General features: G+C 37.5%; 20 protein-coding genes. 19 read left to right on the top strand and 1 reads right to left on the bottom strand.

Annotated features, from left to right (window positions below):
• The first annotated feature begins 42 nt into the window (after nucleotides 1–42).
• The 17 genes from gshB (at nucleotide 43) to J7R05_RS00090 (ending at nucleotide 20,092) form a co-directional block, all read left to right on the top strand.
• A complete protein-coding gene (gene gshB, locus J7R05_RS00165) occupies nucleotides 43–981 on the top strand; it encodes a glutathione synthase (protein ID WP_208540688.1) in 939 nt (312 codons plus the stop codon).
• Between the two features lie 78 nt (nucleotides 982–1,059).
• Nucleotides 1,060–2,106: a PstS family phosphate ABC transporter substrate-binding protein gene (locus J7R05_RS00160; protein ID WP_208540687.1), complete on the top strand. Its 1,047-nt coding sequence runs from the start codon at nucleotides 1,060–1,062 to the stop codon at nucleotides 2,104–2,106.
• 61 nt (nucleotides 2,107–2,167) lie between these two features.
• A complete protein-coding gene (gene pstC / locus J7R05_RS00155; RefSeq protein ID WP_208540686.1) occupies nucleotides 2,168–3,628 on the top strand; it encodes a phosphate ABC transporter permease subunit PstC in 1,461 nt (486 codons plus the stop codon).
• Nucleotides 3,625–4,917, top strand: a complete 1,293-nt coding sequence (gene pstA / locus J7R05_RS00150) for a phosphate ABC transporter permease PstA (RefSeq protein WP_208540685.1) — start codon at nucleotides 3,625–3,627, stop codon at nucleotides 4,915–4,917. Before pstC ends, pstA begins: the two co-directional genes overlap by 4 nt.
• Nucleotides 4,918–4,958: 41 nt before the next feature.
• Nucleotides 4,959–5,717 carry a phosphate ABC transporter ATP-binding protein PstB gene (pstB, locus tag J7R05_RS00145; protein ID WP_208540684.1) on the top strand — a complete coding sequence of 253 codons (759 nt, stop codon included), beginning with the start codon at nucleotides 4,959–4,961 and terminating at the stop codon, nucleotides 5,715–5,717.
• Nucleotides 5,718–5,738: 21 nt separating this feature from the next.
• Entirely contained in the window at nucleotides 5,739–6,461 is a 723-nt protein-coding gene (phoU, locus tag J7R05_RS00140) for a phosphate signaling complex protein PhoU (protein WP_208540683.1), read from the top strand.
• 303 nt (nucleotides 6,462–6,764) lie between these two features.
• Nucleotides 6,765–7,604 (top strand): cell wall hydrolase, encoded by an 840-nt coding sequence (locus tag J7R05_RS00135; protein ID WP_208540967.1) that lies wholly within the window; start codon nucleotides 6,765–6,767, stop codon nucleotides 7,602–7,604.
• A gap of 32 nt (nucleotides 7,605–7,636) precedes the next feature.
• Nucleotides 7,637–7,765 carry a hypothetical protein gene (locus tag J7R05_RS09505; protein ID WP_281388182.1) on the top strand — a complete coding sequence of 43 codons (129 nt, stop codon included), beginning with the start codon at nucleotides 7,637–7,639 and terminating at the stop codon, nucleotides 7,763–7,765.
• 659 nt (nucleotides 7,766–8,424) lie between these two features.
• Nucleotides 8,425–9,300: a bifunctional DNA-formamidopyrimidine glycosylase/DNA-(apurinic or apyrimidinic site) lyase gene (mutM, locus tag J7R05_RS00130; RefSeq protein ID WP_010703316.1), complete on the top strand. Its 876-nt coding sequence runs from the start codon at nucleotides 8,425–8,427 to the stop codon at nucleotides 9,298–9,300.
• A gap of 71 nt (nucleotides 9,301–9,371) precedes the next feature.
• Nucleotides 9,372–10,787, top strand: coding sequence for a M20/M25/M40 family metallo-hydrolase (locus J7R05_RS00125; protein ID WP_208540682.1), 1,416 nt, complete (start codon nucleotides 9,372–9,374; stop codon nucleotides 10,785–10,787).
• Nucleotides 10,759–11,379 carry a ribonuclease D gene (locus J7R05_RS00120; protein ID WP_208540681.1) on the top strand — a complete coding sequence of 207 codons (621 nt, stop codon included), beginning with the start codon at nucleotides 10,759–10,761 and terminating at the stop codon, nucleotides 11,377–11,379. The genes J7R05_RS00125 and J7R05_RS00120 overlap by 29 nt, the downstream gene beginning before the upstream one ends.
• Nucleotides 11,380–12,280: 901 nt before the next feature.
• Complete coding sequence (locus J7R05_RS00115) at nucleotides 12,281–12,538, top strand: hypothetical protein (RefSeq protein ID WP_208540680.1); 258 nt, start codon at nucleotides 12,281–12,283, stop codon at nucleotides 12,536–12,538.
• 873 nt (nucleotides 12,539–13,411) lie between these two features.
• Nucleotides 13,412–14,230: an outer membrane protein gene (locus tag J7R05_RS00110; protein WP_208540679.1), complete on the top strand. Its 819-nt coding sequence runs from the start codon at nucleotides 13,412–13,414 to the stop codon at nucleotides 14,228–14,230.
• Between the two features lie 146 nt (nucleotides 14,231–14,376).
• Nucleotides 14,377–15,207 carry an outer membrane protein gene (locus tag J7R05_RS00105; protein WP_208540678.1) on the top strand — a complete coding sequence of 277 codons (831 nt, stop codon included), beginning with the start codon at nucleotides 14,377–14,379 and terminating at the stop codon, nucleotides 15,205–15,207.
• A gap of 181 nt (nucleotides 15,208–15,388) precedes the next feature.
• Nucleotides 15,389–16,216, top strand: coding sequence for an outer membrane protein (locus J7R05_RS00100; RefSeq protein ID WP_208540677.1), 828 nt, complete (start codon nucleotides 15,389–15,391; stop codon nucleotides 16,214–16,216).
• Nucleotides 16,217–16,467: 251 nt separating this feature from the next.
• Nucleotides 16,468–19,386, top strand: a complete 2,919-nt coding sequence (gene ileS / locus J7R05_RS00095) for an isoleucine--tRNA ligase (RefSeq protein ID WP_208540966.1) — start codon at nucleotides 16,468–16,470, stop codon at nucleotides 19,384–19,386.
• Nucleotides 19,387–19,591: 205 nt separating this feature from the next.
• On the top strand, nucleotides 19,592–20,092 hold the full coding sequence (locus J7R05_RS00090; protein ID WP_208540676.1) for a hypothetical protein: 501 nt from the start codon (nucleotides 19,592–19,594) through the stop codon (nucleotides 20,090–20,092).
• A 10-nt stretch (nucleotides 20,093–20,102) separates the two neighbouring features.
• Here J7R05_RS00090 and J7R05_RS00085 read toward each other — a convergent pair whose 3' ends face one another.
• Nucleotides 20,103–20,588 (bottom strand): nucleoside deaminase, encoded by a 486-nt coding sequence (locus J7R05_RS00085; protein ID WP_208540675.1) that lies wholly within the window; start codon nucleotides 20,586–20,588, stop codon nucleotides 20,103–20,105.
• A 274-nt stretch (nucleotides 20,589–20,862) separates the two neighbouring features.
• On the opposite strand from J7R05_RS00085, the gene J7R05_RS00080 reads away from it, so the two are divergent.
• The gene (locus J7R05_RS00080) at nucleotides 20,863–22,209 is read left to right on the top strand and encodes a pseudouridine synthase (protein WP_208540965.1); all 1,347 of its coding nucleotides are present in this window, start codon (nucleotides 20,863–20,865) and stop codon (nucleotides 22,207–22,209) included.
• Between the two features lie 17 nt (nucleotides 22,210–22,226).
• Nucleotides 22,227–22,784, top strand: coding sequence for a 16S rRNA (guanine(966)-N(2))-methyltransferase RsmD (gene rsmD, locus J7R05_RS00075; protein ID WP_208540674.1), 558 nt, complete (start codon nucleotides 22,227–22,229; stop codon nucleotides 22,782–22,784).
• Nucleotides 22,785–22,900 lie beyond the last annotated feature (116 nt).

Genomic DNA, 22,900 nt, shown 5'->3' with positions numbered 1-22,900 from the left:
GCGCATTAGCCAGTCTGTTTTTAGTGATAGGAGGTTTTATTTATGAAAATTGCTATTCAGATGGATCATATTTCAACGCTCCAGATCCAGGGAGATACTACATTTGCGCTTACTTTAGCAGCGCAAAAACGTGGATACTCTCTTTTTCATTATACACCAGATTGTTTATCTATGCGTGGTGATTGCGTGATTGCACGGTTAGAGCCATTAATTGTACGTGATGAAGAGGGGAGTCATTATAAATTGGGGGAGCCTGTATATACGCCGTTGATGGATATGGATGTAGTTCTTTTACGTCAAGATCCACCTTTTGATATGCATTATATCACCACAACTTATTTATTAGAGCGTATTCACCCTAAGACACTTGTCGTAAATGATCCAACATGGGTACGTAATAGTCCAGAAAAGATTTTTGTTACTGAATTTTCTGATTTAATGCCAGAAACATTAATTACAAAAGATATTGAAGAAATAAAATCGTTTAGAAATAAGGTTGGTGATATTATTATTAAACCACTCTATGGTAGTGGAGGGGCGGGTGTTTTTCATTTAAAACAAGATGATCGCAATCTAACATCGCTTGTAGAAATGTTTGAACACAGTTATCGTGAACCTTTTATTGTTCAGCGTTATTTAGATGTCGTTCGAAAAGGGGATAAGCGGGTTATTTTACTTGATGGCACACCTGTGGGGGCGATTAATCGGATTCCGGCAGAAATGGATGCTCGTTCCAATATGCATGTTGGAGGTCGAGCAGAAACTATTGGCTTGACTGAACGTGATTATGAAATTTGTACACGCATTAGTCCTACTTTGCAGAAACGAGGTTTTCTTCTTGTAGGAATTGATATAATTGGAGACTATATAACAGAAATCAATGTTACATCTCCCACTGGGATTCGTGAAATTAAACGCTTTGGAGGTGCGGATATCGCCTCTCTTTTTTGGGACATTGTTGAACGTAAGCGTTCAGGTTAATTTATTTAAGAAGATTACTAAATTTATTTTGTGATTCTACAAATGTAAACTAGAATTTGGGTCTTAGGGAGTGTATGAATGAGTAAGTTGTTATCAGTTGGAGTGGGGCTGATGTGCGTTACTGCGTTGCTGGTTGATATTGGTAATGCTCGCGATCAGATTAAGATTGCGGGTTCATCAACAGTTTTACCTTATGAAAAAATCGTTTCTGAGGTATTTGGAGAAATTTACCCTAATTTTAAAATTCCCGTTATCGAGTCTGGTGGTTCAGGTGCTGGTATTAAAGAGTTTTGCCGTGGTATTGGAGATAAGACGATTGATATCGTTAATAGTTCACGACCAATGAAATCAGGTGAATTACAGTCCTGTTTTAATGCTGGTGTAAAAGATATTGAAGAAATGCGCATTGGGTATGATGGCATTGTTTTTGCAACAAATAGCAGTGGACCTGACTGGGAATTACACTCTGTAGATGTATATAGAGCATTGGCTGCTCAAGTTGTGGTTGATGGGAAACTGCAGTTAAATAAAGTTACGAAGTGGAATACAGTCAATAATGCTCTTCCTGATTGGGAGATTACAGTTTATATACCTGGTGAAAAACATGGAACACGTGAAGTTTTTGAAAAAAAATTATTAGCCGCAGGCTGTAAGGCTAGTGGGGCAGTTGAGGCAATGGAAGCTTTGGGAATGAATGAGAAGGAGATTAATGCTACTTGTATTGCTGTACGTAAGGATGGGAAGGCCATTGATATTGATGGCGATTATTCTGAAACATTTGCTCATCTTATGTCTAATAAAACAGGTATTGGTGTTTTGAGCTTATCTTTTTACGAGAATAATGCTGACAAACTTAAAGTTGCATACATTAATGGTGTTGCTCCAAGTAGTGAAACAATTTCTAATGGTGAATATTCCCTTTCACGTCCACTTTTCTTCTATGTTAAAAAAGCGCATTTTGGTGTTGTTCCAGGTTTGTGGGAATATGTTGACTTTTTTCTTTCCGATCAAATGATTGGTCCAGATGGTCCATTAGCGGATTATGGTTTAGTTGCTGCTTCTAAAGAAGAGCGGCAAGCGCAGCGTGCTTCTTTTTGTGCTGGTACAGTGATGACTTTAAAATAATTTTCTAAATGATGATGTAGGATTTCTCTGTGCTGCTTTTTTGTAAAAATTGAAAGACAATATGCCCATTTCTTTTGTTATTTTTCTCTTATTGATTTTTGGTTTTGTTGGCTTTTGCATTTCTTATATGCGAGCTCGTTTTCTTGAGTTTATGAGATTCAAGATGCACTCTCGTGTGTATTATTACGGTTGGTGGACATTGTTAATAACTGTTATCCCAGCTTTTGTGTTTTTAGTTTTTTGGAACGCTGGGAGTGCAGTTTATTTAGAATATAATGCTTCGCAGGCAGTTAAGATGTCTATAGTAGGTGCGATGGAAATAGAAAATCATGACCTTATTTTAGAGATAATTCGTGATTTGGCTAGAATTATTCATCATTTTGAAGGGGATTTGATGACAATTTCTTACGCAGATTTACACAAGCAATTGTCGAAAAAAGGGTTTATTTTGCCTATGGAGATACCAGGTTATGCCTTGAAGATAGCGCGATCATGGTATTTTTCTTCTAAAAAACTGCAATTTATTGGTTATGGTTTATGTTTTATAATTTCATTTTGTGGTTTTATTTTTGGGATTATACATGTTTCTCCACAACAGCGTGCACGCAATAAGGTTGAGTGTTTCATTATTATTGGGTTAATTTGTGCGTCTGCGATTACAGTTATAACAACGATAGGCATTGTCATTTCCATATTATTCCAGACGGTGAGTTTTTTTCAATCTGTACCGTTTTTAAACTTTTTTTGGGGAACAGTTTGGGATCCTCGTTTTTCAACCAATGGTTCAGGGGGTGAGATAGGGCAATTTGGTTTTATACCACTGTTGGCTGGCACGCTTTATATTGCGTTTGTGGCAATGCTTTTTGCTGTTCCTATTGGGTTGTTTGCTGCTCTTTATATGGCAGAATACGCTTCAAGCCAATTGCGATCAATTGTAAAACCATTATTGGAGGTTCTTGCTGGTATTCCCACTATTGTTTATGGTTTTTTTGCTTTAATGGTTGTTGGGCCTTTTTTGCGCGACCTTTCTATTTCTCTTTCTGGTGGGGCCGGTTTTATTATGGCCCATAGTGTTTTGACCGCTGGTTTGGTTATGGGAATTATGTTGATTCCTTTTGTTTCATCTTTATCAGATGATATTATTACTGCTGTTCCCCGTTCATTACGTGAAGGTTCTTACGGTTTGGGAGCAACGCAATCTGAGACCATTAAAAAAGTCATTATACCAGCGGCACTTCCTGGTATTGTGGGAGCACTTGTATTAACAGCATCCAGGGCAATTGGGGAGACAATGATTGTTGTGTTAGCAGCAGGTGTTGCAGCCAATTTGACTCTTAATCCATTTGAGGCAATGACTACAATGACGGTTAAAATTGTTAATCAATTAACAGGTGATTTTGAGTTTAATTCACCGCAAACTCTTGTAGCTTTTGCTTTGGGAATGACACTTTTTATTTTGACTCTTTTGATGAATATTTTTGCTCTTTATATAGTGCGTAAATATCGGGAGCAATATGAATGAATGGAGATTTTGTCTCGTATCGTCGTAATATTGGTCTGAGGCGTCGTTATTGGGCTGAACGCCGTTTTCGTGCTTATGGTCTTGTTGCTATTTTCATTAGTTTGTTTTTTTTAATTATTCTTTTATGGTCTATTGTCAGTCAGGGCTATACAGCCTTTTTTCATAGTGAAATGACGTTATCAATTTATTTGGATGAAAAGGTGATTGATCCGGGTGGTCAACGTGCAACTAATCCAAAGGTATTAATAACTGCAAATTATCCACTTCTTGTACGTAATGCTTTGGCTACAAAACTTGGAGTGGATTACAATGATCGGGCAGCTATGCGCGATATTAACCGTATGTTTTCGGGTAATGTTCGCGTGCAGTTACGTGATATGGTAGTAAAAAATCCAAACTTGATTGGTACAACGCAAAAAATTAAAATTTTAGCGGCGGCAGATGTTGATTTAGTTTATAAAGGACAGATTAATTTGCAAATGGCAGAGGAAAAGCGCAAGGTTTCTAATCGACAGGTAGAATGGATTAGACGCTTAATTGATGACAATACGCTTTATAAAACATTTAATCGCGGCTTTTTTACATTTGGTGCTTCAAGTCGTCCTGAAACTTCAGGATTAGGTGTTGCAATAATTGGTTCTTTTTATATGATGTTTATTGTCTTAGCAGTTGCGTTGCCCATAGGGGTAGCAACGGCTCTTTATCTTGAAGAATATGCACGTAAAAATACGTTTACAGATTTTATAGAGATTAATATCAATAACCTTGCTGCTATTCCTTCAATTATTTTTGGTCTTTTAGGGCTTTCTGTTTTTATTAATTTTTTAGGCATGCCACGTTCTGCATCTTTTGTTGGTGGGCTTGTTTTAACTCTTATGACGTTACCAACAATTATTATAGCTACACGCTCTGCTTTGCGAGCTGTTCCACTATCTATTCGTACAGCAGCTTTAGGATTAGGTGCATCAAAGACGCAAATGGTTTTTCATCATGTTGTTCCTTTAGCGATGCCCGGTATTCTGACTGGCACGATTATTGGTTTGGCACAAGCGCTAGGTGAAACTGCTCCTTTACTTTTGATTGGAATGGTCGCTTTTGTTGCGAATATTCCTATTACACCAATGGATCCAGCGACTGCTTTGCCTGTGCAAATTTTTATGTGGGCGGGTGAAGCAGAACGTGCTTTTTTTGAAAAAACATCAGGCGCCATTATTGTATTGATGGTTTTTCTTGCTGTCATGAATATTTCAGCTGTTCTTTTGCGTCGACGATTTGAACGACGTTTATAACTTCAGTAAAGTGTGTACATCAAGATAAGGTTAGGTCTATAATGAAGATCAAAATGCGTGGTCAAGATGTTAAGGTTTTTTATGGAGGTAAAGAAGCACTCCATGGTATTACTCTTGATATCCCTGAGCATCAAGTTACTGCGTTAATCGGCCCTTCAGGCTGCGGAAAGTCAACTTTTTTACGTTGTTTTAATCGTATGAATGATACGATTGAAGGTGCTAAAGTAACAGGTTTGATTACCTTAGATGAGGAAGATATTTATGATTCGCACATTGATGTTGTAGAATTACGAGCGCGTGTGGGAATGGTTTTTCAAAAGCCTAATCCTTTTCCAAAATCTATTTTTGACAATGTTGCTTATGGACCACGTATTCATGGTTTAGTAAAATCACGTACTGAATTACATGATGTGGTTGAAAAAAGTTTGATGCAAGCAGGATTATTCGACGAAGTTAAAGACCGTCTCCATGGACCAGGAACAAGTTTATCAGGAGGGCAGCAACAACGTTTGTGTATTGCGCGTGCTATTGCTGTGAATCCTGAAGTTATCTTAATGGATGAACCGTGTTCAGCTCTTGATCCGATTGCAACGGCACGTATTGAAGAGCTTATCGATTCGTTACGACAAGATTACACAATCGTCATTGTAACACATTCAATGCAGCAAGCTGCACGTGTTTCTCAATACACGGCTATGTTTCATTTGGGGCATTTGGTGGAAGTTGATGAAACTGAAGTAATATTTACTTCACCAAAGGAGCAACGTACGCAAGACTATATTACAGGGCGTTTTGGGTAAGTTAATTTAGGAGTATAAAATATGCCTACAAGCCATACTGTCCGTTCTTATGATGCAGAGTTAAAATATTTGGCAGAAAAGATTGTGGAAATGGGTGGTTGCGCAGAAAGAATGATCGAGCGCTCTATAGCATCAATTATTCATGATGATTTTCAGCTTGCTACTGCGGTTATTGCTGATGATTTATTTTTGGATGAAGCAGAACGCGACATTGATGAAAAAGCGATTACTATTATTTGTAAACGCCAACCAATGGCTGTTGATTTGCGTGAAATTGTTGGAGCTATTCGCATTTCTTCTGATCTTGAGCGCATTGGGGATATGGCAAAAAACATTGCCAAACGGGCAGCTGCTATTTCAGAAATACGCCAACCTGAGGCTTTTTACTATAAACTTGAAACGATTACAATTTTGGCGCTCAATCAGTTAAAGGAAGTGCTGGACGCTTATACTAAGCGCTTGTTAGATCGTATTGATGTGGTACGCGAGCGTGACAATGAAATTGATGCTTTATATACTTCTCTTTTTCGTGAGCTTTTAAATTATATGACAGAAGATATACATAATGTTGCGGTTTGTACGCATTTGCTTTTTTGTGTAAAGAGTATTGAACGGATTGGTGATCATGTTACCAATATTGCTGAAACGCTGCATTATATTATAACGGGCCATCATATGTCTTTTGATCGTCCTCGTGATGATCTTACGTATACAGTTGGAGTAGGTGATAAGAAAACAGATTGAAGTTTCAAATCATGTTTGCAGAGTATGATATTTAATGGATAATCTTGTTTTGGCTGTGCAGATCAGTAAGTACATTGAATGATAAAAAATGGAAAGATTGATTGATTTGCATAGTTAAAGAAATAAGATGTGCTTTAAATTAAGATTTTCTTATTGTTTTTTCGTGTAAATCTCTTTTAATACCTATTATATGTTAAGGGTTTACTGATAGGTAAACAATTAACGGCATAGTGTTATTTAATTGCATATTTAAAACTTATTTAAAATTTGAATGTTTTAAAACATATGAATCTACTGTATAAAATAAAAAAAAATCGATGGATTGTACGTATCGCTGTTTCTATAATACCGCTAGTTACTGTGGGTTGTACATCAAATCATTTAAACATTAAGAAGGTAGCCAATAATCAGGTAACTAAAATGACGGCACCTTCATTGACAGAGCGTCAATGTCTTATGCGTGCAATGTATTTTGAATCAAATCGTTCAAGCCGTGAGGGAATGATTGCGGTTGGAACGGTCGTTATGAACCGTGTTAATTCAAGTGCCTATCCGAAAACGATTTGTGGAGTTGTTGGTCAGCCCAAACAATTTGCTCCTGGTGTTTTAACACGTCCTATGACTGAGAAAGCATCTGTTGCTCGCGTTAAAGAGGCTGCAGATGCTGTTTTACGTGGTGAACGGGATAAGAAGAGTAAAAACGCCATGTTTTTTCATACAGCTGGGTTGTCTTTCCCCTATAAGAATATGCACTATGTTCGTGTTGCCGGAGGCAACGCTTTTTATGAAAAGCGGGCGCGTGATGGATCACTTCAAGTTCCTGTTAATGATCGTCCTTATAATGTTGCTTTTGCTTTTGCCCAAGATCAAGGCGATGTACCAAATTTCATAGATATGGGCTTAAAGAACAAGGGAACAAAAGTAGAAGAAATACAAATAGCATCTGCTTCAATAGAAGTTGCGCAAGTTAATTCTGTACCTTTTGTTGTTACACAACCTGACATGATCCCTATTCCTACACCTGCACCTAATCGTATTGCTAAGACACAGGAAACTACACCAGTTATAGCATATACTGCGCCATCATTGGATAAGTTAAATACAGTTGTTGCAATGTTAGAAAAACAATACAGAGCCCGATAATTTTTTCATAATTTAAAAGGGCTGTAAATGATGTGTTGTGGCGTTCATGCGGTATTTTGCGTGAAATACTTTATCATTTTACAGAAGTTATGGTAGGAGTGTGGCTTAAGCTACGAAAAAAGCAAGGCCTTGTGCTGACTATTTTGATTATGATTTTGTAAAAGAGCATTTTGCTGCTTTGCGTTTTACAGAGTAAAAAATACTGATTTAACCGCTTGTTTAACAGATGTTAAGAGAGCACAAAGGCTTCTATCATGCAAAATGGCGTTATTTATAATCTTCATATTTTAGCTGAAGAAGTGCTGAAACTTTCCTCATATTTATAAGACTAGAAATTATATACATTCAATGAGACTACTTTTCTGTCAGAAGAGTATTGATTAGTAATGTTAAGTAGGTTTTGAAGTGAGATGTATCGTTGCTGCACATGCTTTAATAAATCAAAAAATTATTCCAAATAATAAGAAGGTTAGTTGATTGGATGAGATTGCTCTTGTTTTGCATTCTTTGCTTATTTTAAAGAGAGGTTTGGTTTTTTATAATACCTTGTTGATGAAAATACTGCACGTTACGTTGCTTTAAAGAATGTTCTTTCAAATGCTTTTTAGTAGCGCATTGTTTATAGTGAAAAAGATTGCAATGTATTGTAGCTGTAAAATATGCTTTATGTTGATTGGGTAATTGGGAAGGGGTAATCAACATAGGTAGTCTTACTCAAATTGGCATAGCAGTTCCTAGTGTTTTGTTAGGAACAATTGAGTTAATGTGATGAATTTTAGGAGTATTTTATTTGAATATGTGTCATATATTAGGAAGATGAATGCCGGAACTTCCTGAGGTAGAAACAGTTCGTCGTGGTCTTGAACCAGTTTTGACTGGTGCAAAAATTATATCTGTGACACTTAATCGTAAAAATTTGCGATTCCCTTTTCCGGAAGAGTTTTCTGAGAAGCTTGTTGGCAGAAGGATCATAGAACTTGATCGACGTGCAAAATATTTATTGTTTCATCTTTCGCAAAATGAAACAATTTTAGGTCATATGGGAATGTCAGGAACGTGGCGCATAGAAGATAAGCTTTTAAAAAAAGAGTATGCTTCTATGGGCAAATTAGTTGCACATGATCATTTTATAATGGACGTTAGAGCAAAAGATGGTAACGTTTATCATATCATTTATAATGATACTCGTCGTTTTGGTTTTATACTTTTAATAGACACAATAAGGCTTAATGAGCACCCACTTTTAAAAAAATTAGGGGTTGAGCCTATGGGGGATGCGCTTTCTGGTTCTTATTTGCAAAAGGCTTTTATTAATAAAAAGACATCTCTTAAAATGGCTTTGCTTGATCAATCTATTATCGCAGGACTTGGGAATATTTATGTTTGTGAAGCACTTTGGCGTAGCCGTTTATCTCCAAAGCGTAGTGCGTTTACATTGGCACTAAAAAATGCGTGTGCATACGAATTGGCAAATTGTCTAGCACAAAATATACGTGATGTAATTTCTGAAGCGATAATTGCTGGTGGGTCTTCTTTACGTGATTATGTGCATACAGATGGTTCACTTGGTTATTTTCAACACAATTTTTCGGTTTATGGAAGAGAAGGAAAGGCATGTTTGCAATGCGAGGTGCCTATTGTACGTATTTTGCAGGCTGGGCGCTCAAGTTTTTACTGCCCAAAGTGTCAGAAATGAATAAACATCTTGCAAAATCTTACAATAAGCTTAAAGTCGTGAATGGCTTTCATTAGAATGGAGAGATTTTTATGCTTGATAAAGTGCTTACACATCTTGATGAAAATATAGATAAGAGTCTTGAACGTCTTTTTTCTCTTTTACGTTTTCATTCAATTTCTACAGATCCAGCTTATAAGGATGCATGTCGTCAAGCAGCTGATTGGTTGGTGGAAGATTTAAAAACTATAGGTTTTGAAGCTTCACGCCGCGATACACCTGGCCACCCGATGGTTGTTGGGCATCATCCAGGGCCTTCGGATGACTGTTTGCATGTCCTGTTTTATGGGCATTATGATGTTCAACCAGTTGACCCCTTAAATTTGTGGCATGATGATCCATTTCAACCTTCTTTAAAAGAACGGAATGGAGAAAAGGTTATTTGTGCCCGTGGATCTTCAGATGATAAAGGTCAGCTTATGACTTTTATTGAAGCTTGTCGTGCGTTTAAGAAGGAAACAGGCCAGCTTCCTGTTAAGGTAACTGTTTTATTTGAAGGTGAGGAAGAAAGTGGTTCTCCTTCACTTATTCCTTTTTTAAAAGCAAATGCTGATGAGCTTAAGGCTGATTGTACGTTGGTTTGCGATACACCAATGTGGGATGCAAATACACCATCAGTTTGTATTGGTCTTCGAGGAATGTTAGGGGAAGAAGTCATTATCACGGGAGCTAATCGTGATTTGCACTCTGGTGGTTTTGGGGGGGCTGCAGCCAATCCTCTCCGTATTTTAACTAAAATTTTGGGTGGGCTTCATGATGAAAATAGTAGGGTGACGCTTCCTGGATTTTATGATGGTGTAGAGGAAACACCTCCACAAGTTTTGCAATCATGGAATGAGCTTAGTAGTAGTGCAGAAGCGTTGCTTCGTCCCTTTGGTCTTTCTATTGCTGCCGGTGAAAAGGGGCGTAGTATTTTAGAACAAGTATGGGCTCGTCCTACAGCGGAAATCAATGGTATTAGTGGGGGTTATGCAGGTGAAGGGTTTAAAACGGTTATTCCTTCTCAAGCTAGTGCAAAAGTTTCTTTTCGCTTAGTCCATAAACAAGATCCTGAAAAAATACGTCAGGCTTTTCGTGATTATGTGCGCAGCCTTATTCCAGCAGATTGTACAGTTACATTTAAGGACCATAGTGCTGCTCCAGCTATTCAGTTATCTCCTGATTCACCTTTTGTTGAGGCAGCAAAGGATGCTTTAACACAAGAATGGGAGAAGTCAGCTTTATTAATTGCTATGGGTGGTTCAATTCCAATTGTTGAAAGCTTTCGATCAGTTCTTGGTATGGAAAGCATTTTGGTTGGATACGCATTAGCTGATGATGGGGCTCATTCACCTAATGAAAAATATAATTTAAAGTCATTTCATAAAGGACAGCGGTCTTGGGCGCGTATTCTTGAAACTTTTGCAAATAGGAGAATAAATGACAGAAATTCGTGTTCATCAAGGTGATTTGCCAAATTTAGATAATTATCACGTTGATGCTATTGCGGTTGATACTGAAACTTTAGGGTTGCAACCATATCGTGATCGCTTGTGTGTTGTTCAACTTTCTTCTGGGGATGGCACTGCTGATATTATACAGATTGCTAAAGGGCAAAGTAGCGCTCCTAATTTGGTCAAATTACTTGAAGATAAGGCAATTACCAAAATATTCCATTTTGGGCGTTTTGATCTTGCCATTTTAGCGCATACTTTTGGAATTATGCCAGATGTTGTCTTTTGCACAAAGATTGCATCAAAGCTTACGCGCACTTATACTGATCGGCATGGTTTGAAAGAGATTTGTAGCGAATTGCTGAATATTAATATTTCTAAACAGCAACAATCCTCAGATTGGGCGACAGAAACTTTGTCGCGCGCACAAATTGAATATGCGGCATCTGATGTTTTATATCTACATCGTTTGAAAAATGTGTTTGAAACACGTTTAAAACGTGAAGAGCGAGAAAATGTTGCAAAAGCGTGTTTTCAATTTTTACCAACAAGAGCAAAACTCGATCTTTTGGGATGGCCAGAGACTGATATTTTTGCACATAGTTGAGTTTAAAAATTTGTTTTTAATCTAAGCAGAAAAAGTTAATAAAATAAAATGCCTGTATTTTACGGGCATTTTTTATTTTCCTATTTTTCTCAATATATTGTTTTTGAAAAATTTTATAGAACAGTTTTTATAAATCAATCTATTTGATTTAAAAATTATATCACAAATATGTACTCTTTACGATAATATAAGACATGCCCTTATGTGAGATCAAAAAATACAAAATAGGGTTTACAGGGTATAGCAGTAGATAGAAGTAAGGGGCTATTGATATACGTTGAAGATCAGAATGGGTATCTCCAAGAAGAGTTATTGTTGGCTCTATGATAGCTATAGTGGTACTTTTCTAGAGAAGTGGGCTAGTAACAACTTGTGTGCAACTTTATTTGACTCCTAATCACGCATTAATACCTAGTATCGTGAAGGCGTGATTATGTATAGTTTTAAGGTATTTTAAATTTGAGATACATTAAAGGTGCTATAAGTCCATTGTGAGTAATGGGTGGGTTAAGGTGTTTTTTGATTATAACTTTGAACTGGTATTGAATATTCAGTAACTGATAAAATTATAGTTCCGTACAAAAGATTAATATTTGAATTTCAAGAAAAAGAAATTTGCAAAAAACAAGGTTTCGGTTTGGTTGTCAAATCAATGCTTTTTATGTTGGTATGCACCATGCACAATCCTCATTTATGGGGGATTACATTGTTAAAATACCCTATTTTGATGAATCTTTCACTTTTTTCTTGATTTTCCTATAGATATTTGGAGTGAAATAATTATATATGAAAATCCGTTTTGGATATTTTGTATGGAGGTCAATCTATGAACATAAAACATTTCGGGTTTATATTTTTTTTCGCTTTTGGTTCAACTTCTTCAGTTCAGGGAACTAGTCTTGTGAGTGTGAAAGGGTTAGCACAGAATGTTACTAACATTTCTTCTTCTAAGGATTTGCATTTTGGTGAGCAGGATAGTGATACTACGAATGGTTCTTTCCTAAATATTTCTTGTACTGATCAAAACAGATGGAAAACAAATTATGGACAGAGATATACAACTTCTTTGATTAGAAGCGGTGGAAGCAGACGAAATACAGGACGGTTAAGTAAACAATTACGGCGACTACATAGTAGAATACATTCGTTGAGTTTTTAATTAATAATGAAGCTGCTTCAGTGATGTTTTGAACAAGAGTAATGAAAGTGAGGTGAGTGTATTTGCACTTTCGTGCACTTTATCTAGTATTGTTTGCGTTATTAGCTATTTGGGACTTCAGAGTATTATTTTAAGCTTAGTCAATCCGTAGAAATGGATGATTGGATTATTTCTAGTCATTTAATAGATAGCACGAAAAGCGTCATTTATTTATGTTTCTGCTGGGCGGTGAGAGTGGTTCATTCTGAACGAGTGTTATTTGTGTAATGAGCATTTGGATTTCGGTAGACATTTGAACAGAAGCTTAAATTTACAAGTGTGCTACACGATTACTGGGCTATTGTAGCTTATAAATCTCATGTATTGAGACGTTAAAGAGATTGTGTCTCTATTCTTGATGGTGCACTTATTTTAAGAGCCAATATTTTTTATTATCCTACTTATTTAAGGGGAGGTGGGGTATTGTAGTGAACAGGTTGATGAAACCTCGGGAAAAAATTTATTAGATAATATAAGGATATACATAACAATTATAATACAGTGTTATGTAATGTTTCAAACATATCAAACTTTTTATGTATTTAACAAGATGCTGAATTTATTATTTATGGTTTTATTAGGTGGGGTGCTTGTCACGCTTTTTTCTGTCAAATAGTGAAATATCTTTCCATTATCGCTATCTTTTTAGACTATATTGCTGTTGGCAGGTCTTTAAGTCGATTATTATCAATAATAAACAAAAAATAACTTAATTAGATTCATTTCTATAATATGTGCCCTCTTGTTAATGAAGAGCCGAGAATTATTTTTCTATAGATAATTGAAATAAAATATTATAAAATACATTTTGAATCGTATTATGGAGATCAGTCTATGATAAGATGCCTTATTATTATATGTGCTCTTACTTTATTCTCAACTTCTGTTGTGCGAGCATCGGGTTATATGGTTGTTCAAGAACCAATACCGGTTTTTGTTCCTTCTACTTTTTCTTGGGAAGGTTTATATTTGGGTGGACAAATTGGTGGGGCATTGGGCAAACTTTCTGTAAGTTCTCGTGTTATTTCTGGTAAAAATACTGTTAGTAAAAAATCTCAAATAGTTTCGAGTGATAAGCATAATCTTGCAGGTTTTATAGGTGGTTTTTATGCAGGTTCCAACCTTAGGCTTGATAATGGGTTTATTTTAAGTGTTGATACAGACATCGTTTGGTCTAACCAAAAGAATGTACAATTTGGTAAGCGGGTGATTGTGGGTGATCAATCAGCTCTTGTACATAACGCACTTGTTAGTCGTTTTGGGCATAAAAAATCTGGCTTGGTTAAAGTGGGTGATGAGGTAACTTATAATACCACTCGTAAAGAAAAATGGGCTGGTGCCACACGGATTCGTATTGGTTTTGCTGTTGATCGTATTATGCCTTATATTGCCGGCGGCATTGCTTATACAAAGGTTCAAATTATCCCCTGGTTTTTGGTTAATTCAGCGAATCCTTTAAATTTAATGACAGAAAAAAAGGCGATGATTGGTTATACTTTTGGTGCAGGGGTTAATTTTGCAGTAAGTGATAATGTTATTCTTCGTGGGGAATATCGTTATTTAGATTTTGGTAAAAAGAAATTTATGGAGAGTCCGGTAAACGTTAGTTATAGCACCCATGACTTGCGTGTGGGTGTGGCATACAAATTGTAACTTTTTGTTAAGATTAATTGATAAAGAATTCTATTTTTAGTGGAACTCTCAACGTTTAATTGAGAGGTGTGTCTTTTTTGTTACAGATATTTAGCGAAAGTAGTTTATATAAGTTTCATATTCACACATTAGCTATGGAGTAAATTATGAATATGAAATGTGTAATAACAGCGTCTATTTTCGCTTTAGTTTCAGCTTCTGCAGCTCAAGCAGCAGATATGCCAGTTCAGGAAAGACCAACAACAGTGTTGCCACAAGTTGTTGTTGCTCCTGCTTTTTCTTGGACAGGTTTTTACCTTGGTGGTCAGATCGGTGGCTTTTCAAGTAAGAGCAGTTCAGCACGGACTTATGGTGAAACAGAAGAGATTCTTGTTGATAATAAAGCGTTTCCTAAATTTTCAGGTTTTGTAGGGGGCCTTTACGCAGGTTCTAACGTTGACTTTGGCAATGGCTTTGTTTTAGGTGTTGACACAGACATCGTTTGGTCTGGAGAAAAAGCTAAAGTATCAGGAAGCTATGATTTGCCTCAGACCGTTGGTGCACAGGCGTTAGCGCGGGCTGAGATAGCTACAGATCCTCTTCTTACGCTAGGAACTGGCAATAGTGCTTCTAATGTAACTAGAAATGTAACTTTTAACGATAAATGGTCTGGTGCTACACGGGTTCGTCTTGGTTTTGCTTTTAACCGTATTATGCCTTATGTTGCTGGTGGTATTGCTTATTCTCAAATTAAAGCTTCGGTTGCAGAAAAAGTTGATGCGGCAAGCGCAGAGAAAATTGATGAAGAATTATCAGGTTCAAAAACATTGGTTGGATACACTCTTGGTGCCGGTGTTGATTTTGCAATGACTGATAGTGTTATGTTACGTGCAGAGTACCGTTACTCAGACTTTGGTAAAAAGACATTTATCGATGACAGTATTGAAGTTAATCATAAGACCAATGATTTCCGCGTTGGTGTAGCGTACAAATTCTAATTTGTTGTAAAATTTAAGTTTTTTAAAGGCTCTGTCTTTGGCAGGGCCTTTATCTTTTGATAAATTTATTTTTAATGGAACTCTTAGCGTTTAATTGAGAAGTGTGTCTTTTTTGCTACAGATATTTAGCGAATGTGATTTATATAAATTCCATATTCACACATTAGCTATGGAGTAAATTATGAATATGAAATGTGTAATGACAGCGTCTATTTTCGCTTTAGTTTCAGTTTCTGTAGCTCAAGCAGCAGATATGCCAGTTCAGGAAAGACCAATAACAATGTTGCCACAAGTTGTTGTTGCTCCTGCTTTTTCTTGGACAGGTTTTTACCTTGGTGGTCAGATCGGTGGTTTTTCAGGTAACAGTAATTGGGTGCAGACTTCTGGTGACATACGAGGGATTTTTGGATACAATGAGGTATTTCCTAAGTTTTCAGGCTTTGTAGGGGGCCTTTACGCAGGTTCTAATGTTGATTTCGGCAATGGTTTTATTTTGGGTATTGACACGGACATTATTTGGTCTGGAGCTAAAGCCAAAGCATCAAGCGTCTCTTTGTCTGAAACTGGTGATGAGATAAGAGTTGTAGCGCAGGCTAGAGGATCTACAAGAGCCCCTGCTCTTATTCAAAAAACTGACAATAATGTTTCTCGTGTAACTGAAAGTGTGACTTTTAGCGATAAATGGTCTGGTGCTACACGGGTTCGTCTTGGTTTTGCTTTTGACCGTATTATGCCTTATGTTGCTGGTGGTATTGCTTATTCGCAGATTAAAGCTTCGGTTGCACAAGAAAAGCAAGGCGTAGAAACAGTTATTGAACAATTGTCAGGTTCAAAAACATTGGTTGGATACACTCTTGGTGCCGGTATTGACTTTGCAATGACTGACAGTGTTATATTGCGTGCAGAGTACCGTTACTCAGACTTTGGTAAAAAATCATTTATCAGTAACAACGCTGAAGTTGATCTTAAGACCAATGATTTCCGCGTTGGTGTAGCATACAAATTCTAATTTGTTGTAAGATTTAAGTTTTTTAAAGGCTCTGTCTTTGGCAGGGCCTTTATTTTTTCGATAAATTTATTTTGGGGTTTCTTTTTTTACTGGTTTTGTGATAAAGCCCTGACGCGTGATGATATTTTCTTCTTAATCGTTGCTTCATACGAATTATTAATTCGGCCTTCCGCATAAATTAAACAACCATGGTTGCAGGGTTTAGGGGAATTATGAAAAATAAAATCATAAGTGGACAGGAACGTTTCACAATGACTGTGAAAAATGAAACAATAGATTACTCAAAAACTCTTTATTTACCAAAAACAAATTTTCCTATGCGTGCAGGGTTGCCGCAAAAAGAGCAAGAATTAATGGCTCGGTGGGAAAAGATGGATCTTTATACCCGTTTGCGTCAACAAGCAAAAGATCGTCCACTTTATGTTATCCATGATGGTCCGCCTTATGCAAATGGCAATATTCATATTGGGCATGCTTTAAACAAAGTTTTAAAGGATGTTGTTGTGCGTTCATTCCAAATGCGTGGTTTTAATGCAAATTATGTCCCCGGGTGGGACTGTCATGGGCTGCCGATTGAATGGAAAGTTGAAGAAAAATACCGTGCACAGGGGAGAAATAAGGATGATGTACCCCTTAACGAATTTCGTCAAGAGTGTCGTGAATTTGCACAATATTGGGTCACCATTCAGAGTGAAGAATTTAAACGTCTTGGTATTGTTGGAGATTTTAAAAATCCTTACACGACAATGGCTTTTCACGCAGAAGCATGCATTGCCGGTGAATTGATAAAATTTGCTATGTCAGATCAACTTTATTGTGGTTCAAAGCCTGTGATGTGGTCTGTGGTGGAGCGCACGGCTTTGGCTGAGGCAGAGATTGAATATCACGATCATGAGTCTGAAGTTATCTGGGTTAAATATCCTATTTTACACTCTTCTTCTCATGATTTACATGATGCGTTTGTGGTAATTTGGACAACAACACCATGGACAATTCCTGGAAGCCGTGCAGTTAGTTATGCTTCTAAAATTTCTTATGGTGTTTATGAGATTGAGAGTGCAGAAAATGCTTTTGGCCCCCAAGCTGGTGAAAAGCTTCTTTTTGCTGATGCTTTGGTTGATAGTTGTGCAGAAAAAGCGAAACTTGTTCTTAAGCGTTTGCGCTCTGTTTTAGATGATGAACTTAAATCTCTAGTTCTTTCCCACCCATTGAAAGGTTTAGCTGGAGGATATTTCTATAAAGTTCCGATGCTTGATGGTCCCCATGTAACGGATAGCTCTGGTACGGGTTTTGTCCATACAGCACCTAGCCATGGGCGAGAGGATTTTGAGATTTGGAATAGTTATAAACCTGCATTGGAGCAGGCTGGTATTGATACGACTATTCCCTTTCCCGTTGATGATGCTGGTTTTTATACAAAAGATGCACCTGGTTTTGGGCCAGAGCGTAAAGAGGGAGCTGCCCGCATTATTGATGATAATGGTAAAATGGGTAATGCAAATAAAGAGGTTATTGATGCTTTAATTCAAGAGGATCGATTATTTGCACGTGGTCGTTTAAAGCATTCATATCCTCATAGTTGGCGTTCTAAAAAACCAGTAATTTTTCGTAATACACCGCAATGGTTTATTTCAATGGATAAAGATTTGGGTGATGGTTCAACTTTACGAAGCCGAGCTTTAGAAGCTGTTTCGATAACGCGTTTTGTTCCATCTTCTGGTCAAAATCGTTTAGCTTCTATGATAGCAGATCGTCCTGATTGGGTACTTTCTCGTCAGCGAGCTTGGGGTGTTCCGATTTGTATTTTTGCTAATGAAGATGGTGTTGTTCTGAAAGATGAACAAGTCAATGAGCGTATTTTGCAGGCTTTTGAAGCGGAAGGAGCCGATGCGTGGTTTGCACAAGGGGCGCGTGAACGTTTTTTAGGTGAGCGTGCGCATGAGTCTTGGTACCAGGTACGTGATATTTTAGATGTTTGGTTTGATTCTGGATCGACCCATAGTTTTGTATTAGAAGGCCGTTCTGATTTAAAATGGCCTGCTGATGTTTATTTTGAAGGGTCGGATCAGCATCGTGGTTGGTTTCAGTCTTCTCTTTTGGAAAGTTGTGGGACACGTGCTTGTTCGCCTTATAAAACGGTGATTACACATGGTTTTACTCTGGATGAAAATGGCAAAAAAATGTCTAAATCTTTGGGGAATACAGTTGTTCCACAAGATGTTATTAAAACCTCTGGCGCTGATATTTTTCGTCTTTGGGTGATGACGACTGATTATTGGGAAGATCAGCGTTTAGGCAAAAAGATCCTTCAGACAAATGTGGATTTGTATCGTAGGCTGCGTAATGCAATTCGTTGGATGCTTGGAACTTTAGCACATGATACAGGGGAAGAAATACCTTATTGTGCTATGCCGGATCTTGAAAAGTTCATACTGCATCGGCTTTATGAGCTCGATCGGTTGATTAATCAATCTTATGATGCGTTTGATTTTAAAAAAATTATGCGTGCATTATTAGATTTTTCGATCATTGAGTTATCTGCATTTTATTTTGATATCCGCAAAGATTGTCTTTACTGTGATGCACCTTCATCACAAAAACGTAAAGCTTCTTTACAGGTTGTCCGTGAGATTTTTGAACGAATGGTGACATGGCTTGCTCCGATGTTGCCTTTTACAATGGAAGAGGCTTGGTTGGGGCGTTATCCGGAAAGTTGTTCAGTGCATTTAGAGCAATTTCGTTTTGCTCCAGAAGAGTGGAAGAATGGAGCATTAGCTGAGCGTTGGAAAAAAGTTCGGCAAGTTCGGAAAGTTGTTACAGGTGCCTTAGAACTTGAACGGGCAGAAAAGCGTATTGGATCATCTTTAGAAGCAGCGCCTGTTGTCTTTATTTCTAATCCAGTTTTATTGGAAGCGTTAGACAATTTAGATATGGCAGAAATTTGTATCACCAGTGCTCTAACAATTGTTCAGGATATACCACCTTCGAATGCGTTTATTTTAGATGATGTTGAAGGTGTTGGTGTGTGTTCAAATAAGGCTTTAGGTGCAAAATGCGCCAGGTCATGGCGTTATACACAAGATGTTGGAAGTGATCCAGCTTATCCTGATGTCTCTGCTCGTGATGCGGCTGTTTTGCGGGAATTGCAGGAGCTTGACGAAAATTGCTAAAGGCTCTAAGTTGGAATAATTGAAGTAATCTGTATTCAAAACAGTTTTTACCATGTGAATTCTGTCATTGCTGAGGAGGGGCTTTTTATGTTAAGTGCAAAACACGTTTATGTCCATAGATAGGCAAGTTTGTGCGTAGATAACTAGTTCCTAGTTAATCGGAGTGGATATAGGTAAATCATACCGTTTGAAAAATGGATAAGCAGTGAAAAAGCGTAAAGTCAAAATAGTATTAATGAGCACCCTCAGCGTATGCTTTATTTTGACAGGGTGCCGTGTGCCTGCTCCTACTTATGGGACAGATAAGGCGGTGTCATTACAATTTGTTCATGATATTGTGCGCCTTGTTCCATCTAGCTCAACAGATAATAATAAACCTGTTATGAAGCAACGCCCTCAGCTTGTATATCCAGGACCGGATTCGCGTGCAATTCTACCTCTGCCTCGAGCAGATAATGTAGGGAGCTTCCCACAGGTGAATGTGAAACAACGACGTAAGAAATATTTGTTCCGTCGACAAACAGCAGGTGAAGGATATGTAAATTACCAGAGAGATCTCAGTGAGCCGCCTTTAATTTATCGTCAACCAGCAAAAACAGCACCTGTTGGTCAAAAGGGGCAAGATGAATCAGTGAAAGAGCGTAAAAGGAAACGAGCTGCAAGAAAAGCAAAATCTGGTGACAAGAAGAGCTTGTGGCCTTTTTAAGGGCTATTGTTTAAAGAGTAGGTGTTTGGGGCGGAAATAAAGTGTGTTTTTGATTTCGCTTTTGAGCGAAGAATTCTTTAAGTAAGTGGCTTGCTTCTTTTTCTTTGAAACCAGAATAGAGCTCAGGTATATGATGACAAGTTGGCTGTTGATAAAAGCGCGGTCCGTGTTCAATAGCACCGCCTTTTGGGTCGCTTGTTGCGTAATAGAGGCGTCGTATGCGTGCAAATGAAATGGCTGCAGCGCACATAGCACAAGGTTCGAGTGTTACATAGAGATCGCAATCAGGGATTCTTTCGCTTTGGAGCATTTCACAAGCTATACGAATAGCGCGTATTTCTGCATGTCCTGTAGGGTCACATGCAGTTTTTGTATAGTTTCCAACACGTGCAATGATTGTTTTACCGCGCATGATAACAGCGCCTACAGGGATTTCGTCTTTCTTTGCTGCCAATTGTGCTTCTAAGAGGGCTATTTCCATAGGAGTAAGAGTCATATTTTTCTTTCTATGTAGAGAATAGGTAATCAAATAGTTATAGAAGTTTTCTGTGAAGTAATTAAACGTCTTATACTTAAATTTATGATAAAAGAGATTTTATCATTTCTTTAAAAGTGTTTACAGTTAATTTGAAAATAAACAGATGCATATTGTTGCTGTTAAAGGATAGAAAATGATGAACGATAGTACTACTCCCTCTTTTCAGGATAAACGATATGATACACGTGATAAATTTTCTAAACGATCTGAGGGGGAGCAAAATAAGAAGAAAATGGATGAAAACAGTGAAAGTGAGCGGATTGCTAAAAAATTAGCACGTGCTGGTGTAGCATCGCGTCGTGATGCGGAAATGATGATTATTGCAGGACGTGTTGTTGTTAATGGGGCAGTTGTAACTACGCCTGTTTTTAATGTTACGTGTTCTGATGTTATTACAGTTGATGGTAAATCTTTGCCTCCTGTGGAACGGACACGGTTATGGCTTTACCACAAACCAGCAGGATTTGTTACAACTAACCGTGATCCTGAGGGAAGACCAACAGTGTTTGATAATTTGCCGAAAGAAATGCCCCGTGTTTTATCTGTAGGTCGGCTTGATATTAATACAGAAGGGCTCTTGTTATTGACTAATGATGGTGGTTTAGCACGTATATTAGAGCTCCCTATAACGGGGTGGGTGCGAAAATATCGGGTGCGTGCCCACGGAAAAATTAAACAGAGTAAACTTGATAGCCTTAAAAATGGTATTGCGATTAAGGGTGTTTTTTATGGTTCGATTGAAGCGTCAATTGAACGTGAGCAGGGGGCAAATATATGGCTTTCTGTGGCTTTGCGTGAAGGAAAAAATCGTGAAATTAAGAATGTTTTAGGAGCTTTAGGGTTATCGGTTAATCGCTTAATTCGTATATCTTATGGTCCATTTCAACTTGCTGATTTAGATAAAGGGGCAGTTCGTGAGTTAAGAGGCCGGGTATTGCGTGATCAATTGGGTGAACGTTTGATTGCACAAGCCAATGCGGATTTTGATTCTCCTATTCTTAAACCATTTTCAAACTCTGTGGTTTCTGTAAAAAAACAGAACAGTAAAAAGCTTTTTTTAGCAGGTGATGATGAGGTTGTTTCTCGTGTAAATGATACACGCCATGAAAAGCAAAGTGGCTTTTGTGAAGGTCGTCGGGCACGATTGAATACGAAATCTGATGAACAATCTATGGGTAAAACAAAGAATTTGTCGCTGCGTTCACGCCATTCTAATGTTTGGATGGCTCCTGGCGCGCGTCCACGGGTTGAGCGTAAGAAGTTTTGCTATAATGAAGGCAGTTATCATAATCGTTCAAGTGATTATGTTGGTAAAAGATTTTCAGGTAGAGAAAAAGAAAAATTATTAGAGGGCCAATTACGAAAAGAAAAATCCGTTAGTTTTAATAAAAAACATAGCAAAGTACCTTATGACGCAACACGTGCTTGCGGCAAGGAAGATCAGCGTTTTAAAAAGAAGGGGAAGGTTATTAAGGGCGATTATGATAAGCGTTTTTCAGATAGCAAGCGAAAAGGTAAGTTTTTTAGTGGTAATGTGAGCAAGTTTAAACCTGTAAGACATGGAATAAAAACAATCTAAATTATCTGGAGGCTGATGTGCGGATTATTGGCGGTAAATTTGCAGGGCGTATTTTATCATCTCCTCTTGGTCAATCCATTCGCCCGACCAGTGATCGTATACGCGAAAGCCTTTTTAATATTCTTGTGAGTCGAGAAGAACAATTTTGGGCAAATAAACGTGTTCTTGATTTGTTTGCTGGCACTGGTGCTTTGGGCATTGAAGCACTTTCACGTGGTGCAAAAGCTGCTGTTTTTGTTGAAAACTCAGTTGAAGGGCGCGGCTTAATTCAAAAAAATATTGAATCTTTTGGATTGCAAGCAATTGGGCGAATTTTGCGTCGTGATGCTACTAAACTTGGTAATATTGGAACAATGCTTCCATTTGATGTTGTCTTTGCAGATCCTCCTTATGGTTATTGTCTGGGTGAAAAAGCTTTTATAGAGGTTCTTAAAGGTGGATGGGCAAAAGATGGAGCACTTTTTGTGCTCGAAGAAATGAAAGAGGCAGTTATTAATTTACCTGATATATTGCGTTTAGATGATGAACGTTTTTATAGTGAGACAGTCATACGTATTTATAAGCTTCAATCATAATCTTTGACTTTGAGAAAAGTCATTCTTCATAATAATTGGTTATATTCGCCTTTAAACTTATTTATCTAAATGTTTAAAAAGATAATCATAATTTTCATGAGTTTATTTCTAAATAA

Source organism: Bartonella capreoli, assembly GCF_902813205.1.
GTDB classification, from domain to species: Bacteria; Pseudomonadota; Alphaproteobacteria; order Rhizobiales; family Rhizobiaceae; genus Bartonella; species Bartonella schoenbuchensis.
Note: the sequence above shows the minus strand (reverse complement) of the source record. Positions and strands in the feature narration are given on the sequence as shown.

What these genes read in the sequence shown, in the direction of transcription:
- J7R05_RS00160 (WP_208540687.1), top strand. Translation starts at nt 1,060, where the DNA reads ATGAGTAAGTTGTTATCAGTTGGAGTGGGGCTGATGTGCGTTACTGCG.
- J7R05_RS00110 (WP_208540679.1), top strand. Translation starts at nt 13,412, where the DNA reads ATGATAAGATGCCTTATTATTATATGTGCTCTTACTTTATTCTCAACT.
- J7R05_RS00105 (WP_208540678.1), top strand. Translation starts at nt 14,377, where the DNA reads ATGAATATGAAATGTGTAATAACAGCGTCTATTTTCGCTTTAGTTTCA.
- J7R05_RS00085 (WP_208540675.1), bottom strand. Translation starts at nt 20,588, where the DNA reads ATGACTCTTACTCCTATGGAAATAGCCCTCTTAGAAGCACAATTGGCA.
- ileS (WP_208540966.1), top strand. Translation starts at nt 16,468, where the DNA reads ATGACTGTGAAAAATGAAACAATAGATTACTCAAAAACTCTTTATTTA.
- mutM (WP_010703316.1), top strand. Translation starts at nt 8,425, where the DNA reads ATGCCGGAACTTCCTGAGGTAGAAACAGTTCGTCGTGGTCTTGAACCA.
- pstC (WP_208540686.1), top strand. Translation starts at nt 2,168, where the DNA reads ATGCCCATTTCTTTTGTTATTTTTCTCTTATTGATTTTTGGTTTTGTT.
- phoU (WP_208540683.1), top strand. Translation starts at nt 5,739, where the DNA reads ATGCCTACAAGCCATACTGTCCGTTCTTATGATGCAGAGTTAAAATAT.
- gshB (WP_208540688.1), top strand. Translation starts at nt 43, where the DNA reads ATGAAAATTGCTATTCAGATGGATCATATTTCAACGCTCCAGATCCAG.
- pstA (WP_208540685.1), top strand. Translation starts at nt 3,625, where the DNA reads ATGAATGGAGATTTTGTCTCGTATCGTCGTAATATTGGTCTGAGGCGT.
- J7R05_RS00100 (WP_208540677.1), top strand. Translation starts at nt 15,389, where the DNA reads ATGAATATGAAATGTGTAATGACAGCGTCTATTTTCGCTTTAGTTTCA.
- pstB (WP_208540684.1), top strand. Translation starts at nt 4,959, where the DNA reads ATGAAGATCAAAATGCGTGGTCAAGATGTTAAGGTTTTTTATGGAGGT.
- J7R05_RS00125 (WP_208540682.1), top strand. Translation starts at nt 9,372, where the DNA reads ATGCTTGATAAAGTGCTTACACATCTTGATGAAAATATAGATAAGAGT.
- J7R05_RS00120 (WP_208540681.1), top strand. Translation starts at nt 10,759, where the DNA reads ATGACAGAAATTCGTGTTCATCAAGGTGATTTGCCAAATTTAGATAAT.
- J7R05_RS00080 (WP_208540965.1), top strand. Translation starts at nt 20,863, where the DNA reads ATGGATGAAAACAGTGAAAGTGAGCGGATTGCTAAAAAATTAGCACGT.